Origin of the sequence: Bradyrhizobium sp. Ec3.3, assembly GCF_000472925.1 — a bacterium.
In the GTDB taxonomy this organism is placed as follows: domain Bacteria; phylum Pseudomonadota; class Alphaproteobacteria; order Rhizobiales; family Xanthobacteraceae; genus Bradyrhizobium.
In genome coordinates this window covers 182,133-197,618 of the sequence record NZ_AXAS01000011.1, presented here as the reverse complement: position 1 = coordinate 197,618, position 15,486 = coordinate 182,133, and the positions used below count along the sequence as shown (strand labels likewise).

Genomic DNA, 15,486 nt, shown 5'->3' with positions numbered 1-15,486 from the left:
AAGGACAGTGGAGCCCGACCGCAGCAACAGCTATCATTTGACTGCCCTCTAGCGGCGCAGCCTTGTCAAGACGAACGCCTTGCCTCTGTTGCAGGTGCAAGTGCTATGACTGAAACGCCCGAGACGCACTACGTCAAAAGCGATGATGTGCATATTGCCTACCAAGTCCTTGGTGACGGCCCGTTCGATCTGCTTTTCGTTCCAGGTTTCGTTTCAAACGTCGAGGCCCTGTGGCGCTCGCCGGACCAGAGCGCATTTTTCCGACGTCTCGCTTCGTTCAGCCGCCTGATCCTATTCGACAAGCGAGGCACCGGCATGTCCGATCGAGCCAATCAAGATTTCACGCTCGAGCAGCGGATGCACGACGTTCGAGCCATACTTGACGCGATCGGATGCAAGCAGGCAGCTCTGTTCGGGGTTTCGGAAGGTGGACCGATGTCTCTGCTTTATGCTGCCACCTATCCTCAGCGAACGTCTGCGCTGGTCCTTTACGGCTCCTACGCCAAGCGGTCACCCGCTCCGGACTACCCCTTCGGCTGGGACGACCAGCAATGGCAGCGCGTTCTCGAGGACATAGAAGTAAATTGGGGTACTCCGCGATCATTGGCTATTGGTATGCGAACGGCTGGCAGCGGCGACGATGCGCTTAGGGCGGAACGTGTCGCAGCCTATTATCGAGCATCGGCGAGCCCAGGAGCGGCGGCAGCGATCATGCGAATGAACCGAGAGATCGACGTTCGCCACATCCTATCTGCTACCCGCGTGCCGACACTCGTTGTTCATCGAACGGGCGATCCCGTGATCGAAGTCGGGCATGCCCGCTACCTGGCGCAGCACATTCCCGGCGCAAGGCTGGTCGAACTTGATGAGCCGCTGCACCCACCTTGGTTGGGCAATCGAGACGCCATCCTCGATGTAGCGGAACAATTCCTTACGGGAGCGCAGCACGTCCGCGAGCCAGAGCGCCTGCTAGCGACTGTGCTCTTTGCAGATATTGTTGGATCGACCGAGCATGTTGCAGCCATCGGAGACGATCCCTGGCGCGAATTGCTGAACGAGTTCTACATTCAGATCCGCGAAATGTTACAGCTCTACCGAGGGCGCGAGGTCAGCACCGCTGGAGATGGGTTTCTTGCTGCATTTGATGGGCCGGCTCGGGCGATCCGGTGTGCCGCCGCGCTTGGGAATGCCGTAGGGCCCCTTGGCGTCAAAATGCGCTGTGGCATTCACACCGGCGAATGCGAACTCATCGGTCGCGATCTCGCTGGTATTGCTGTCCACATTGGGGCGCGGGTGGCCGCGCACGCGGCCCCGGGCGAAGTTCTAGTTTCACAGACCGTTCGTGACCTTGTGGCGGGTTCGGGACTCGTGTTCGAAGACCGCGGGTCACACAGACTAAAGGGGGTGCCGAACAAGTGGCGCCTATTCCGAGCCGTTGTGCATTAATCTTTTCCAGCAGACCGTCCGTCGAGAACAGCCCTACAAAGGCCAGCTTGGGGCCAGGTGCAGACATCAATAAACGCGCGCAACAGTTCGGCGAGCAGTCCGCTAAAATGACGCCAAAACCGTGCAAAACTAACGGGCACTACTATTCCCCCCAACCTGTGCGGTCGGGCGTTAGGTGCCCTGGGACGAAGATGTAGTTGGGCCACGCATTATCGAGTTTTGGCGAAAGCCTCAACCTGCAACAGAAAATCCGGTCTAGCCAATTGCGGTACTGGGACCGTCGCACTCTTGGGCGAAAGCGGGCCGAAATAACGCTGGCGCAAATCGGTATATTTGTCGAATTCGAGAGGCTGCGTGACGTGGCTGAACGTAAACATAATGTCACTCACCGTCGCGCCGCCGCTTTTGAGGCAAGCACCGACGTTTTTGCCAACTTGTTCGATCTGCGCCTGCAGATCGCCTTTGCCTACAACGTTGCCGGCCTCGTCGATCGCGACCTGCCCCCCGACGATGACCCAATGGCCACCGCCGCGTAACGCGACCTTGGCCGTGGGCGGAGAAGCGGCGCACGGCGGCCCGACGATCTCCGGTGCCGGCAAATCTTTGACGACATCCCAATCTCGGTCGGCCTGGAGGACATGCTCCTTAGCGTTTTCGCGCCATATCTGCATAATATAGGGGTTGTGCGCCAAGTAGAGCTTGCCGTCGACGATGGCCCAAGCTTCGGGATCAACTGTGTCCTTGTGTTGCGCCGCCTCGGTCTCCGCCACTCCCATCGCACAGTAGCCATCGTATTGCGGAGCGTAATGATTCGGATCTCGCGTAAAGAGATCGCGGTGCTCGCCGCTGACAAAGTGCCAGCGCAATTTGTGCCACGAATACTCGAATTCGGGTTTGCCTTGAACGGGTTTTCCGTCAGTAAAATACGCGACCGGGTCGTAGCCACTAATCGAGAGCCTCGGTTCATCGGCCCACGCTGTGGGCGCGAGGAAGGTCGCGGACAGGAGCGCAAGCAGCGTCGTGCTCCGCTTCAGTCTAAAGAAAGAAGCCGTCTGCACGTCTTCCTCCCAATGGTCAGCCCACGTTTCCATGGCGACCCAATACCTTACCTAGTATAATGCTCCCCGTCTGCATCTAGGTCAACGGCTTGCCTAATTTTCCCGGTGACCGATGGCTAAGATTTTGGAACTCGGCGTTCGGAATCGGAAACTCGCCGCCATTCTACATGCGGATGTGGTCGGTTTCAGCCGCCTGATGGGCTTGGACGAAGCGGGCACGCATCGAGTGCTCGGAGAGCTTCGCCGCGCTATCGATCCGCTTATCGCCTCCTACGGAGGACGGATCGTCGGCACTGCGGGGGACAGTCTCCTTGCGGATTTTCCGAGTGTCGTCGACGCACTAAACTGCGCCATTGAGATCCAGCTAGCGTCACGGACCATCAACGATCCCATTCCGCCTGACCGGCGTCTCGAACTCCGGATCGGTGTCAATCTCGGCGATGTGATCGTCGATGGCGGCGACATCTTTGGTGATGGCGTCAACATCGCCGCTCGCCTCCAAGCTCTCGCCCGGCCTGGTACCGTTTGCATCTCCCACACTGTTTACGAGCAGGTCAGGAATAAAGTCGATCTCGATTATCATCCGCTCGGCAGCCATCGTGTCAAAAACATCGCCGAGCCAGTTCGCGCATACGCGGTAGGCGTCTCGGCCGTCCCAGGCCGGACAGGAAAACAGCGGGGACTGTTGGCAGCGGCAGCAGGCGTATGCGGACTCGTTGTGGCAGGCCTTGTTGCATGGACGCTTTACACGGGCGCGGGCCGAGATCTGATGGGGTTGACCGCGCCCAAGCCGGTTGAAGTCGCTGGCCTTGCTGCGCCGCATCGTCTCGCCGGACGCCCTTCGGTGGCGGTGCTGCCCTTCAAGAATCTATCGACCGACGCCGGCCAGGATTTCTTTAGCGCGGGGATCACCGAGGACGTCATCACCGCGCTTGGTCGCTTCTCTAACCTGCTCGTCGTCGCCAAATCGGCGAGTCTTCAATTGAAGGACCGAAACCTGTCGCCCGCCGAAATCGGGCGCCTGCTCGACGTTCGCTACCTCCTTGAAGGAAGCATTCGCCGCGCTGGTGATCGCGTTCGCGTCAATGTCGAGTTGACCGAAGCCGCGACGGCGCGAAACGTCTGGTCCGAAGCGTATGATGCCGAGGTGAAGGACATCTTTGCTGTGCAGGAGGACATTGCCCGGCGCGTGGTCGGCGCTGCAGCCGTGAAGCTCACCCGCTTCGAGCGGGACCGCGCTCTCGCCAAGCCTACCGAGAGCCTAGCAGCCTATGAATATGTCCTGCGCGGGCGCGAGCACTTGTCGCGCGCGACCCGGGACAGCAACGACGAGGCGCAGGACATGTTCCAGCGCGCGATCGATATCGACCCGAGCTACGCCGAGGCTTACGCGGAACTAGGCTTGACACTTTGCGAAGCGGTGGCGTCCGGATGGACACAATTTGTCGGCGACGACCTCGCTCGTGCCGAAACGCTGGCGCAGAAAGCCCTGTCGCTGGATTCAGCATCGACGAGCGGCTATCGCCTGCTCGCCGAGGTCCATCTGGCGAGGCGGAATTTTGACCTCGCCCTAGGACAGATCGACCGTGCCCTCGAGATTAATCCGAGCAACGCCGAGAGCTTTGTGAGGCGAGGTGAGATTCTGGTGTGGGCAGGCAGAGCCACGGAGGCTTTGCCGTGGCTCGAGGGCGCCCTCCGCCTCGATAGCACCAATGCCAGAGCGACCTTTCTTCTCGGTACGGCCTATTATTTCCTTGATCGGTACAGCGCGTCCGTCGAAGCCATGGACCATGCCCTCGCTGGAAGTCTCGGATTCAACACCCAGGTATCGGGACGGTCTATTTTGGCAGCCGCCTACGCACAACTGGATAGACGACCGGACGCCGAACGAGAGCGGGACGCAGCGATGCACATAGCGCCGTTTCTAAACGCGGAGCGGTTCGCTTCGCAGTTCGGCACCCAGACAGCGCACGACCATATGCTGGAGGGTCTCAAAAAGGCTGGATTTCGTTGAAATCGCCGCATCTAGAGAAAATCACTCGATACAATCCCGAGAGCAGGATCCTTGCTTCCTTCCCATTGGCCGATCCCTCGCTAAACCAGGCTCGAAATCGGTGCGAACAAGTAGTCACAATTGATCGGGACGATCATCCACACTGTATTGAGCGACAGCACTCTGCGATCCGAATGTCGGCTCTGGGTCGGTCATAAGCCGCCGATGACGGCTAAGCCGGGCGAATTCCGGTTTGTGCTCGGAAGCCGACGTCGATGAGTACGAGGTCCGATCCGCGGTCTATGCGCGAATGCTGGTTCGGGCGGGTCATCTACCCGATCAGCTGCTTCACCGCAGCCGAGATCATCACGAGCCCGCCCGTGATCACCGCGACGTCGAGGATCGCGGCGTGGATGTGCACCGGCATCCGCTCGACGAAGGCCTTTGCCAGGAACGCTCCCGGCGCTGCCATCCCGCCGATCAGAAGCGCGAACGCCAGCACCTGTGCGGTCACCGCGCCGGCGAGGCCGAACACCGAGATCTTGATGAGGCCGGTACCGAGCGAGATCATCGCGTCGGTCGCGATCACCGCCGCGCCTTCGAGGCCCGCGGCCATCAGCAGCGAGAGCAGGATCACGCCCGAGCCCGAGGTGCCGCCGACCAGCACGCCATAACCGACCGACCCTGCTGCAAGACCCGTATTGCCGATCTTGACCTGGCGGCGGCGTAGCACGCGGCGCAGCGGCACACTCAGGATCAGCATGGTGCCGATCACCAGCGCCGCGCCGGCATTGGTGAGGCGCGTGTAGCCGTAGGCACCGAGCGCCGTCGTCAGCGCCGCGCAGGCGAGCACGACAAGGGCGCGGCGGCGATCGGCATAGCTGACATAGGCAACCGCGCGGCTGAGATTGGTGAAGATCGCGGAGATCGCGATGATCGGCACCACGGGCTCGGCGCCGACCATCGGCACCAGCACCAGCGGCATCAGCGCGCCGGTGCCGTAACCTGCGAGCCCACTGATGATCGAAGCGAACAACGCCATCAACGCGACCAGCAGGAGCTGGAGAAGCGAGATATCGGCGAAGGCTGATACGATGGTCAGATTCTCTGATCGCGGCCGGCGCGTGCCGCAGCTTGATCGGCGATGGAAGCGAGCGCCGCCTCCTCTAGGGGAAAATCCGCGGCAAGCCAAGCGTCCTCGGCGAGTGTCAACACATGTCCGAGTGCGGGGCCTTCCGCCATGCCGCGCGCGATGAAGTCGGCGGCTTTCAGCGGGAATTTCGGCGGTGTCCAGCGTTGCGGCAGCTCAGCGAGCTCGCGCCAGCGCGCCGAATTCACCTCACCGGCGTCCCTCGCCCAGGCCAGCAACACGCGATCGTGATAGCGCTCGGCGCCTAACCGATAGAGCAGCCGCCGCGCATTGGACTCGTCCTTGTTGGCGAAGTTGGCGAACCGCCACCAGCGGTGCCCCATCGAATCCAGCGCCTTGGCCTCGGCATTGCTGAGCCGGAGCCGCGATGCGACGCGCTTGGCATCCTCGGTGACGGCGACGGTCAGCGCGGCGAGACGCCGGGTCGCGCTCGCCGCAAGGCCGAGCTCGCGCTCGATCGCAATCATCCTCGCCAGCGGGCCGGTATAGGCGACGCCGCCGATCAGCGACTGCAGGAGGCCCCCGTCGGCCATGGCGAGCGCCGCGGCTGCAGCACCGCCGGCGACCAGCAGCTTCAGCATTTCCATGCGCACCCGCTCGGCCGAGAGACCGGCAAGTCCGGCGCGGCCACGGATGCAGGCGAGATAGCCGTCGCGGTCCGCCTCACCGGCGCCGAAGGCGGCGTGGATGCGGAAGAAGCGCAGGATGCGCAAGTAATCTTCCGCGATGCGCTGGTCGGGATCGCCGATGAAGCGCACGCGGCGCGCGGCGACGTCGGCAAGCCCGCCGACATAGTCGTGCACGACGCCTGTCGCGTCGACCGACAGCCCGTTCATGGTGAAGTCGCGCCGCTCGGCGTCCCTCACCCAGTCGCGGCCGAACGCGACCTTGGCCTTGCGGCCGAAGGTCTCGGTGTCCTCGCGCAGCGTAGTGACTTCATAGGGGTGCCCGTCGATGACCAGGGTGATGGTGCCGTGGTCGATGCCGGTCGGCACGCTCTTGATGCCGGCGCTCTTTGCACGCCGCATCACCTCCTCCGGCAGTGCGGTGGTCGCGATATCCATGTCGCCCGGCGGCAGCTTCAGGAGCGCGTTGCGCACGGCGCCGCCGACCACGCGCGCCTCCTCGCCGTCCGCGTTCAACAGTTGCAGGACGCGCGCGGTCCCGCCGGAGGTCAGCCATCGGGCATCGGCAAGCAGCGGCTCCGCGCTCATCGGCCCGCCCCTATTTCTCGACGCCCGGCACGAGCCTGCCGTTCTCGACATGCGCGGGGACGTAGGTCGAGTTCGGCGATGCGCCGGTGAAATGCGCAAGGCCCACCAGGCTGGCGATCACCAGCACCAGCGCGACCAGCCCGAGGCGGGCGATGGTATAGACCGGCCAGGACGACTGCACGAACAGGCCGGAGCGCGTCGCGACCAGGAACAGGGCATAGACCGCGAAGGGAACGAGGAAGATTCCGATCTCGGTCAGCGCCGGCCGGATCATGGCAAATAGATCCGCTCATACAACACACGCAATATGCCGGCGGTCGCGCCCCAGATGTACCGCTCCGCGAACGGCATCGCGTAATAGAAGCGCTCCATGCCGCGGAATTCCTTGCTGTGCACCTGGTGGTTCGCCGGATTCATCAGGAAGGATAGCGGCACCTCGAAGGCGTCATCAACCTCGGAATGGTTGATCACAAGCTCAAATCCAGGCCGGATCCTTGCAACCGTCGGCAGGATGCGGAAGCCGAAGGCGGTGCCGTAGAGATCGAGATAGCCGACCGGCTCGACGAAGTCACGCAACAGCCCGACCTCTTCCTCGGCCTCGCGCAACGCCGCATCGCGCGGCGAGGCGTCGATCGCGTCGATCTTGCCGCCGGGAAAGGCGATCTGCCCGGCGTGGTCGTTCAGATGCGCCGAGCGCTGCGTCAGCAGCACGGTCGGCTCGGGCCGATCGACGACCGGGATCAGGACCGCCGCGGGGCGGACCGGCTGCTCGCGCGCAACGATCTCGAGCATCTTGTCGGTGCCGGGATCACCCGACATCGGCACGATGTTGGGATCATAGAGGGCCGGCGGCACGTCGAAGGTCAGCCGCGCCTTGGAGCGGGCGAAAAAATCCGCCGCGCCCAACCGGGCAGGTTCGTCCTTCGGTAGCGGCTTGGTCAAAGCGCGGCCCTCACCTGCTCAGCATCCGCCATGGCGAAGAATTCGCCGGCCGACTCGACACCGAACATTGGCTGGCCATCGACCACCCGCTCCTCGCCCATGTCAACCAGATCGTAATAGAGCGCGCGTGTCACCTTGGCCCAAAGGTCAGAGCGCACGTGCAGATAGGGTGTCAGCCCGCCGTCGGCCGCCTGCTCGAAGCGCAAGCGATGCGCAGCATCGCACCTCACCCAGTCGTCGACATTGGTGCGGAAGCTCAGCACGCGATGGTTGCCCTCGCCTTCCGTCAGCATCTCGACCGCCATGAACGGCGCGTCATCGACGCGAATCCCGACCTTCTCGACAGGCGTGACGAGAAAGTGCTTGTCCCCTTCGCGTTTCAGGATGGTCGAGAACAGGCGCACCAGCGCCGGGCGGCCGATTGGCGTGCCCATGTAGAACCATGTACCGTCAGAGGCGATTCGAATGTCGAGATCGCCGCAAAACGGTGGATTCCACAGATGCACCGGAGGCAGCCCTTTTTGGGCAGCGCCGGCGTTCTTGGCGGCGGCGGTCAGCCCGTCAAGACCCCGATTGGTGCTCTGCCCTTGGTTCGCCATGGTTTGCCCTGACTTTGTCTTTGGCACGATTGGTGCAGGTCTACGTTGTACCTCGGTGAGCGGTTCCACACCGGAATCATCCGGTGTGCAAGGTCGCCACTTCGTGATGCCGTACATATCCCGAAGCCGATAAGGTGGGGATAGGTTAATTCAGCGAATACAGAGCCTTCCTGCAAGTCTAGCATGGGGGCCATGAGCTGACATGACGACGCAAGCAGGCCGCGTAAGAGGCTTAAGGAGCTGACGGATGGCGGAAAGTGTCGAAAAACTCGAGGACGTGATCGTCCGCTCGGCAGAGCAGGTGTCGGGGCAGATTCGCGCCGCCAAGGACGCGATCGCAACCGTCATCTTCGGCCAGGACCGCGTGATCGAGAACACGCTGGTGACGATCCTCTCCGGCGGTCACGCGCTGCTGATCGGCGTTCCGGGTCTCGCCAAGACCAAGCTCGTCGAGACGCTCGGCGTCACGCTGGGTCTCGATGCCAAGCGCATCCAGTTCACGCCCGACCTGATGCCATCGGACATTCTCGGCGCCGAAGTGCTCGACGAGAGCACCGCCGGAAAGCGCTCGTTCCGCTTCATCGCCGGCCCGGTCTTCGCGCAGCTCCTGATGGCCGACGAAATCAACCGCGCCAGCCCGCGCACGCAGTCCGCGCTCCTGCAAGCGATGCAGGAGCAGCACATCACGGTAGCCGGCGCACGTCATGACCTGCCGAAACCGTTCCATGTGCTCGCGACCCAAAACCCGCTGGAGCAGGAAGGCACCTATCCGCTGCCGGAAGCGCAGCTCGACCGCTTCCTGATGGAAATCGACGTCGACTATCCCGATCGCGACGCCGAGCGGCGCATCCTGTTCGAAACCACTGGCGCCGAAGAGACGCTGGCAAAGGGATCGATGACGGCGGATGCGCTGATCACGGCCCAGCGGCTGGTGCGGCGGCTGCCGGTCGGCGATTCCGTGGTGGAGGCCATCCTGTCGCTGGTGCGCTCGGCGCGTCCCGGCCCCGACGGTGGCGAAACCGGCAAGCTGATTGCCTGGGGACCCGGTCCCCGCGCCAGCCAGTCGCTGATGCTGGCGGTGCGCGCACGTGCGCTGCTCGACGGCCGCCTCGCGCCGTCGATCGACGACGTGCTCGACCTCGCCGAGCCGGTGCTGAAGCACCGCATGGCACTGACGTTCCAGGCGCGCGCCGAAGGCCGCACGATTCCGGACGTGATCCGGCAATTGAAGACACGGATCGGTTGATGGCCGCAGACAACGGGCACACGGCGAGGGAGATCATTGCGATCCGACGTGCCGATGGCGAAAGCCGTACGCTCGCCGCTTCGCTGCCGCGCCTGGTGTTAGAGGCCCGTCGCATTGCCGCCAACGTCATCCACGGCCTGCATGGCCGCCGTCGCGCCGGCTCGGGCGAAAGTTTCTGGCAGTATCGCCGCTTCGTCTCCGGCGAGCCGTCGCAGAACGTCGATTGGCGCCGCTCGGCGCGTGACGACCATCTCTATGTCCGCGAGCAGGAATGGGAGGCCGCGCACACGGTATGGATCTGGCCCGACCGCTCGCCTTCGATGGCATTTGCATCAAGGAACGCACGCGACTCCAAGCTCGAGCGCACGCTGATCGTGGCATTCGCGCTGGCCGAGCTGCTCGTCTCCGGCGGCGAACGCGTCGGCATTCCCGGCCTGATGGCGCCGACCGCGAGCCGCAGCATCATCGACAAGATGGCGCAGGCGATGCTGCATGACGACGCCGAGCGGCCGAGCCTGCCGCCGTCCTTCGTGCCCTCGGCACTCGCCGAGACTGTCGTGCTGTCCGATTTCTGGTCGCCGATCGCGGAGATCAGGAGCACGCTCGCGGCGCTCTCCGGCTCCGGCGCCCATGGCACGCTGGTGCAGATCGTCGATCCCGCCGAGGAGACCTTCCCCTATTCCGGCCGCGTCGAATTCGTCGAGCCCGAGGGCTTTGGCGAGATCACGGCGGGGCGCGCCGAAAGCTGGGCCCAGGATTACACCGCGCGGCTCGCGCTGCATCGCGACCAGATTCGCGACGAGACCAACAAGCTCGACTGGCTGTTCGCCACCCACGTCACCGATCGCTCGGCCGCCGAACTGCTGCTGTTCCTGCATGCCGGCATGCAGGTGAGCAAGTCGGGCGCGCGCTCGACCACCGTCAAAGCGGGACCAGCCGCATGATCGGAAGCCTGCCGCTCGCCTTCACCGAACCGCTGCTCCTGATCGGGCTCGTCAGCCTGCCGGTGCTGTGGTGGCTGCTGCGCGTGATGCCGCCGCGGCCGCGCCGCATCGAATTCCCACCGACGCGCCTGCTGTTCGACATCGCGCCGAAGGAGGAGACGCCCTCGCGCACGCCCTGGTGGCTCACCGCGCTGCGCCTGCTCGCCGCGGCGCTGGTGATTTTCGCCGCCGCCGGCCCGATCTGGAATCCGCAGACCGGGCTAGCCGGCAGCAAGGCGCCGCTGATGATCATGTTCGATGACGGCTGGAGCGCGGCCTCGAACTGGGACACGCGGATCAAGGCAGCCGACGAGCTGATCGCGAATGCCGACAGCAACCGCCGCGCCATCGCGCTGGTGCCGCTCTCGGAGCCGAACCGCGACATCACGTTGATGCAGGCCGGGGCGGCGCGCGTTGCGCTGCGGCAACTCGCACCAAAACCCTATTCCATCGAGCGTGTTGAAACTCTCACCGCGATTGATCGTTTCCTCAAGGCAACCGGCGATTGCGAGATCGCCTGGCTCTCGGACGGTGTCGATACCGGCCGCGGTGAGGAGTTCCTGCAAGGCCTGACGAAGACGATCGGAGACCGCAGCTTGACGGTGTTTGAAGGCGGCACGCCCTCCCCGCTGGCGCTGGTCGCCGCCGAGAATGCGGCCGCCAAGATGGTCGTGAAGGTGCTGCGCACCGACAGCGGCATTGCCGCCGGCACCGTGCGCGCACTGGACCAGAAGGGCTCGCCGATCGGCGAAGCCCGCTACGCATTCGCTCCGCAGGACAAAGAGACCGAGGCATCGTTCGATCTGCCGGTCGAGCTGCGCAACGACATCACCCGGCTCGAAATCTCCGGCGAGCGCTCCGCGGGCGCCGTGCAACTGCTCGACAAGCGCTGGCGGCGCCGCGCCATCGGCATCGTCTCCGGCGCAACCAGCGAGACCGCGCAGCCGCTGCTGGCTCCGACCTTCTATCTCACCCGCGCGCTGGCGCCGTTCGCCGACGTCCGCCTCGCCGACAAGGGCGCGCCGCAACAGGGCATCACGCAATTCCTCGACCAGAAGCTGCCGATGATCATCCTGGCCGATGTCGGCACCATCGCGCCCGAAATCCGCGAGCGCCTCAACGCCTGGGTCGACCAGGGCGGCGTGCTGGTGCGCTTCGCAGGTCCCCGCCTCGCGCAGGCCGAGGATGACCTCGTGCCGGTGAAGCTGCGCAAGGGCGGCCGGACGCTCGGCGGCAGCCTGACCTGGGAGAAGCCGCAGCATCTCGCCGCCTTCACCGCGGACGGTCCGTTCGCCGGCGTCCCCGTCCCCAAAGATGTCACCGTGAGCCGCCAGGTGCTCGCAGAGCCGGATGCAGTGCTCGCGACCAAGAGCTGGGCCTCGCTCGAAGACGGCACGCCGCTCGTCACCGGAGAGCATCGCGGCAAGGGTCTGGTCAGCCTGTTTCATGTCTCGGCCGACATGCGCTGGTCGGACCTGCCGATGTCGGGCACCTTTGTCGACATGCTGAGGCGGATCGTCGACATGTCCGGCTACACCTCCAAGCCCGGCCCCGGCGTCGCCGGTGAGGCCAGCACCGAGACGGTGGCGCCGCTGCACATCCTCGACGGTTTTGGCGCGTTCGGTCCGCCGCCCGCCACCGCAAAGCCGCTGTCGGCCGATTATCGCGACCGCGCGACATCAGATCATCCGCCCGGCTTCTACGGCCCGGCCGAGGGACCACTGGCCGTGAACACGCTCGCCGCCGCCGACCGCATCGCCCCGCTCAACACTGCGAGCCTGCGCGCGCGGCACGCGACCTACACCAACGCCGAGCCGCGCGATTTGCGCGGCTGGCTGCTCTCGACCTCGCTGGCGCTGTTCCTGATCGACGCCATCATCGTCGCGCTGCTCGGCGGCGGCCTCGCTGCGCTCCTGCGCCGGCGCGCGGCGCCCGCCGTGCTCGCGATCGGACTGGTGCTCGCCAGCCTCGCCTCGCCTGCACCATCGCGCGCCGACAGCCCTGCCGACGATTTTGCGATGAAAGCGGTGTCGCAGACTCGCCTGGCCTATGTCGTGACTGGCAATGCCGACGTCGATTCCATCGTCAAAGCCGGCATGTCCGGGCTGACGCTGTTCCTGGCGCAACGCACCGCGCTGGAGGCCGGCGATCCCGTCGGCGTCGATCCGGCGCGTGATGAGCTCGCCTTCTTCCCGCTGATCTACTGGCCGATCGTGCCGGGCGCGCCAAAACCGCCGCAGGACGCCATCAACAAGATCGACGCCTACATGAAGCAGGGCGGCACCGTGATCTTCGACACCCGCGACGCGGTCGAGGCGCCGCCCGGCGACAACGGCGCCTCGCAGACGCCGGGCATGCAGGCGCTGCGCGAGATTCTCTCCTCGCTCGACGTGCCCGAGCTCGAGCCGGTGCCGCGCGAGCACGTGCTGACCAAGACGTTCTATCTGCTGCGCGACTTCCCCGGCCGCTTCAACACCGGCCAGACCTGGGTCGAGACCCTGCCGCGCGAGGAAGAGGACGAGAGCGCGCAGCGCCCAGCGCGCGGCGGCGACGGCGTCTCGCCGATCATCATCACCTCGAACGATCTTGCCGGCGCCTGGGCGATCCGTCCCGACGGCCAGCCGATGCTGCCGCTGACCCAGAGCGAGCCGCGCCAGCGCGAATTCGCCTTCCGCGCCGGCGTCAACATCGTGATGTACACGCTGACCGGCAACTACAAGGCCGACCAGGTGCACGCGCCGGCGCTGATCGAGCGGCTCGGGCAATAGGAGCGACATGAATACATGAATTACGGCATCGCGTTCACGCCGCTTGTTCCCACGATCGTCTTGTGGATCGCGCTTGCCGCGATCGTGGTCATCGCTATTTTCCTGCTGCTTGCGCGCGCACGAGGCGCGGCGGTGCGCGTCGCCGCGCTGGCGCTGTTCCTGCTTGCGCTCGCAAACCCCTCCTTCACCCGCGAGGACCGCGATCCCCTCACCTCGGTCGCCGCCGTCGTCGTCGACAAGAGCCCGAGCCAGAACTTTGGCAATCGCACCAAGGAAGCCGCCCAGGCGCAGGAGGCGCTGGTCGACAGCCTGAAGCGGATCAAGGGACTCGAGGTGCGCGTCGTCGAGGCTGGACAGGCCGACGGCGAGACCGACGGCACAAAACTGTTTGGCGCGCTCACCTCCGCGCTCTCCGACGTGCCGGTCGATCGCGTCGCCGGCGCGTTCCTGATCACCGACGGCCGGGTGCATGACATCCCGGCGAATGCCGCCGCGATCGGCTTCCAGGCGCCGGTGCATGCGCTGATCACCGGGCAGAAGAACGAGCGCGACCGCCGCATCGCAATCACCGCCGCGCCGCGCTTCGGCATCGTGGGCCAGACCCAGACCATCACCTACCGTCTCGACGACCAGGGGGTGACTGGCGAACGCGCCAAGGTCACCATCCGCCGTGACGGCGAGACGATCAGTGAGCGCACGCTGTCGAGCGGCCAGACCGCAAGCGTCGACGTCGACATCAAGCATGCCGGTCCGAACATCGTCGAGATCGAGGCCTCGCCGCTCGAGAAGGAGCTGACGCCGGTCAACAACCGCGCCGTGGTGGCGATCGACGGCGTGCGCGACAAGCTGCGCGTGCTGCTGGTCTCCGGTGAGCCGCATTCCGGCGAGCGTACCTGGCGCAACCTGCTCAAGTCCGACGCCAGCGTCGATCTCGTGCATTTCACCATCCTGCGCCCGCCGGAGAAGCAGGACGGCACGCCGATCAACGAATTGTCGCTGATCGCGTTTCCGACCCGCGAATTGTTCCAGCAGAAGATCAACGAATTCCAGTTGATCATCTTCGATCGCTATGCCCGCCAGGGCGTGCTGCCGATCGCCTATTTCGACAACATCGCGCGCTATGTGCGCTCGGGCGGCGCGGTGCTGGTCTCGGCCGGTCCCGACTACGCCTCCAACACCAGCATCTGGCGCACGCCTCTGGATTCGGTGCTGCCGGCCGAGCCGGTCGGCGTCACCGAGAAGCCGTTCTATGCGCACCTCTCAGACACCGGCAAACGCCATCCCGTGACGCGCGGCCTCGAAGGCTCGGCGAGCGAGCCGCCGCATTGGGCCCGATTCTTCCGCACCGTCGACACCAGGAATGCGACCGGCTCGCCAGTCATGACCGGCGCCGACGGCAAGCCGCTGTTGTTCCTGTCGCGGTTCGGCGAAGGCCGCGTCGCGCTGCTGCTCTCCGACCACATCTGGCTGTGGGCGCGCGGCTATGAGGGCGGCGGCCCGCATCTCGACCTGCTGCGGCGGATGTCGCACTGGCTGATGAAGCAGCCGGATCTCGACGAGGAGGCGCTGCGCCTTCAGGTGCAGGGCAAGGATCTCATCGTGGTGCGCCAGACCATGTCCGACAGCGTGCAGCCGGTGACGGTGACCTCGCCCTCCGGCGTGACGCGCGATCTCACGCTCAACGCTGGCGACCCCGGCGAATGGCGCGCCAGCCTGCCGGCCGGCGAGCTAGGTCTCTGGCAGGCCACCGACGGCACCCTGAAGGCGCTGATCAATGTCGGTCCAACCAATCCGAAGGAATTTTCGGAGGTCACCTCGACCGCCGAGACGTTGAAGCCGCTGACGCAGGCAACCGGCGGCGATGCCGTGCGCGTCGTCGACGGATCGAGCGTCGATCTGCCCCGCGTCGTGCCGGTACGCTCGGCTAGCGTCTTCCACGGCGACGGCTGGATGGGGGTCAGGATGCGCGATGCCAGCGTGGTGAAAGGCGTCGGCGTGCTGCCGATCTTCGCCGGGCTGATCGGGCTGCTGCTCCTGCTCGGTGCGTTCGCCGCGACCTGGGTGCGCGAAGGGCGCTGAGCCCCACG

Annotated in this window: 12 protein-coding genes; 6 read left to right on the top strand and 6 right to left on the bottom strand. The window is 65.0% G+C overall.

The features are described from left to right. The first annotated feature begins 105 nt into the window (after positions 1-105). On the top strand, positions 106-1,446 hold the full coding sequence (locus tag YUU_RS0113405) for an adenylate/guanylate cyclase domain-containing protein (RefSeq protein ID WP_027522826.1): 1,341 nt from the start codon (positions 106-108) through the stop codon (positions 1,444-1,446). Between the two features lie 209 nt (positions 1,447-1,655). Here the strand turns inward: YUU_RS0113405 and YUU_RS55070 are convergent, their stop codons facing one another. After that, on the bottom strand, positions 1,656-2,504 hold the full coding sequence (locus tag YUU_RS55070; RefSeq protein WP_198031751.1) for a YHS domain-containing (seleno)protein: 849 nt from the start codon (positions 2,502-2,504) through the stop codon (positions 1,656-1,658). A 112-nt stretch (positions 2,505-2,616) separates the two neighbouring features. Here YUU_RS55070 and YUU_RS50850 point away from each other — a divergent pair, with 112 nt between their 5' ends. Then, the gene (locus YUU_RS50850; protein ID WP_035662231.1) at positions 2,617-4,518 is read left to right on the top strand and encodes an adenylate/guanylate cyclase domain-containing protein; all 1,902 of its coding nucleotides are present in this window, start codon (positions 2,617-2,619) and stop codon (positions 4,516-4,518) included. A gap of 310 nt (positions 4,519-4,828) precedes the next feature. Here the strand turns inward: YUU_RS50850 and YUU_RS0113390 are convergent, their stop codons facing one another. The 5 genes from YUU_RS0113390 to YUU_RS0113370 are packed head-to-tail and all read right to left on the bottom strand — an operon-like array spanning position 4,829 to position 8,402. Further along, on the bottom strand, positions 4,829-5,599 hold the full coding sequence (locus YUU_RS0113390; RefSeq protein WP_027522825.1) for a TSUP family transporter: 771 nt from the start codon (positions 5,597-5,599) through the stop codon (positions 4,829-4,831). After that, complete coding sequence (locus tag YUU_RS0113385; RefSeq protein WP_027522824.1) at positions 5,596-6,861, bottom strand: CCA tRNA nucleotidyltransferase; 1,266 nt, start codon at positions 6,859-6,861, stop codon at positions 5,596-5,598. Before YUU_RS0113385 ends, YUU_RS0113390 begins: the two co-directional genes overlap by 4 nt. A 10-nt stretch (positions 6,862-6,871) precedes the next feature. Beyond that, on the bottom strand, positions 6,872-7,135 hold the full coding sequence (locus tag YUU_RS0113380; RefSeq protein ID WP_027522823.1) for a DUF6111 family protein: 264 nt from the start codon (positions 7,133-7,135) through the stop codon (positions 6,872-6,874). Next, positions 7,132-7,803 (bottom strand): CoA pyrophosphatase, encoded by a 672-nt coding sequence (locus YUU_RS0113375; protein ID WP_027522822.1) that lies wholly within the window; start codon positions 7,801-7,803, stop codon positions 7,132-7,134. The genes YUU_RS0113380 and YUU_RS0113375 overlap by 4 nt, the downstream gene beginning before the upstream one ends. Further along, a complete protein-coding gene (locus YUU_RS0113370) occupies positions 7,800-8,402 on the bottom strand; it encodes a DUF1285 domain-containing protein (protein ID WP_027522821.1) in 603 nt (200 codons plus the stop codon). Before YUU_RS0113370 ends, YUU_RS0113375 begins: the two co-directional genes overlap by 4 nt. 247 nt (positions 8,403-8,649) lie before the next feature. Here YUU_RS0113370 and YUU_RS0113365 point away from each other — a divergent pair, with 247 nt between their 5' ends. Genes YUU_RS0113365 through YUU_RS0113350 form a run of 4 tightly spaced genes read left to right on the top strand, consistent with a single transcriptional unit; the run spans position 8,650 to position 15,478 of the window. Further along, positions 8,650-9,648, top strand: a complete 999-nt coding sequence (locus tag YUU_RS0113365) for a MoxR family ATPase (protein ID WP_027522820.1) — start codon at positions 8,650-8,652, stop codon at positions 9,646-9,648. After that, the gene (locus YUU_RS0113360; protein WP_027522819.1) at positions 9,648-10,592 is read left to right on the top strand and encodes a DUF58 domain-containing protein; all 945 of its coding nucleotides are present in this window, start codon (positions 9,648-9,650) and stop codon (positions 10,590-10,592) included. The genes YUU_RS0113365 and YUU_RS0113360 overlap by 1 nt, the downstream gene beginning before the upstream one ends. Next, the gene (locus YUU_RS0113355) at positions 10,589-13,399 is read left to right on the top strand and encodes a DUF4159 domain-containing protein (protein ID WP_027522818.1); all 2,811 of its coding nucleotides are present in this window, start codon (positions 10,589-10,591) and stop codon (positions 13,397-13,399) included. The genes YUU_RS0113360 and YUU_RS0113355 overlap by 4 nt, the downstream gene beginning before the upstream one ends. A gap of 15 nt (positions 13,400-13,414) precedes the next feature. Beyond that, on the top strand, positions 13,415-15,478 hold the full coding sequence (locus YUU_RS0113350; RefSeq protein ID WP_027522817.1) for a membrane protein: 2,064 nt from the start codon (positions 13,415-13,417) through the stop codon (positions 15,476-15,478). Positions 15,479-15,486: the final 8 nt, after the last annotated feature.

Coding starts and splice junctions, on each gene's coding strand:
- YUU_RS0113405 (WP_027522826.1), top strand. CDS start 106: ATGACTGAAACGCCCGAGACGCACTACGTCAAAAGCGATGATGTGCAT.
- YUU_RS0113385 (WP_027522824.1), bottom strand. CDS start 6,861: ATGAGCGCGGAGCCGCTGCTTGCCGATGCCCGATGGCTGACCTCCGGC.
- YUU_RS0113380 (WP_027522823.1), bottom strand. CDS start 7,135: ATGATCCGGCCGGCGCTGACCGAGATCGGAATCTTCCTCGTTCCCTTC.
- YUU_RS0113355 (WP_027522818.1), top strand. CDS start 10,589: ATGATCGGAAGCCTGCCGCTCGCCTTCACCGAACCGCTGCTCCTGATC.
- YUU_RS0113350 (WP_027522817.1), top strand. CDS start 13,415: ATGAATTACGGCATCGCGTTCACGCCGCTTGTTCCCACGATCGTCTTG.
- YUU_RS0113370 (WP_027522821.1), bottom strand. CDS start 8,402: ATGGCGAACCAAGGGCAGAGCACCAATCGGGGTCTTGACGGGCTGACC.
- YUU_RS0113365 (WP_027522820.1), top strand. CDS start 8,650: ATGGCGGAAAGTGTCGAAAAACTCGAGGACGTGATCGTCCGCTCGGCA.
- YUU_RS0113360 (WP_027522819.1), top strand. CDS start 9,648: ATGGCCGCAGACAACGGGCACACGGCGAGGGAGATCATTGCGATCCGA.
- YUU_RS50850 (WP_035662231.1), top strand. CDS start 2,617: ATGGCTAAGATTTTGGAACTCGGCGTTCGGAATCGGAAACTCGCCGCC.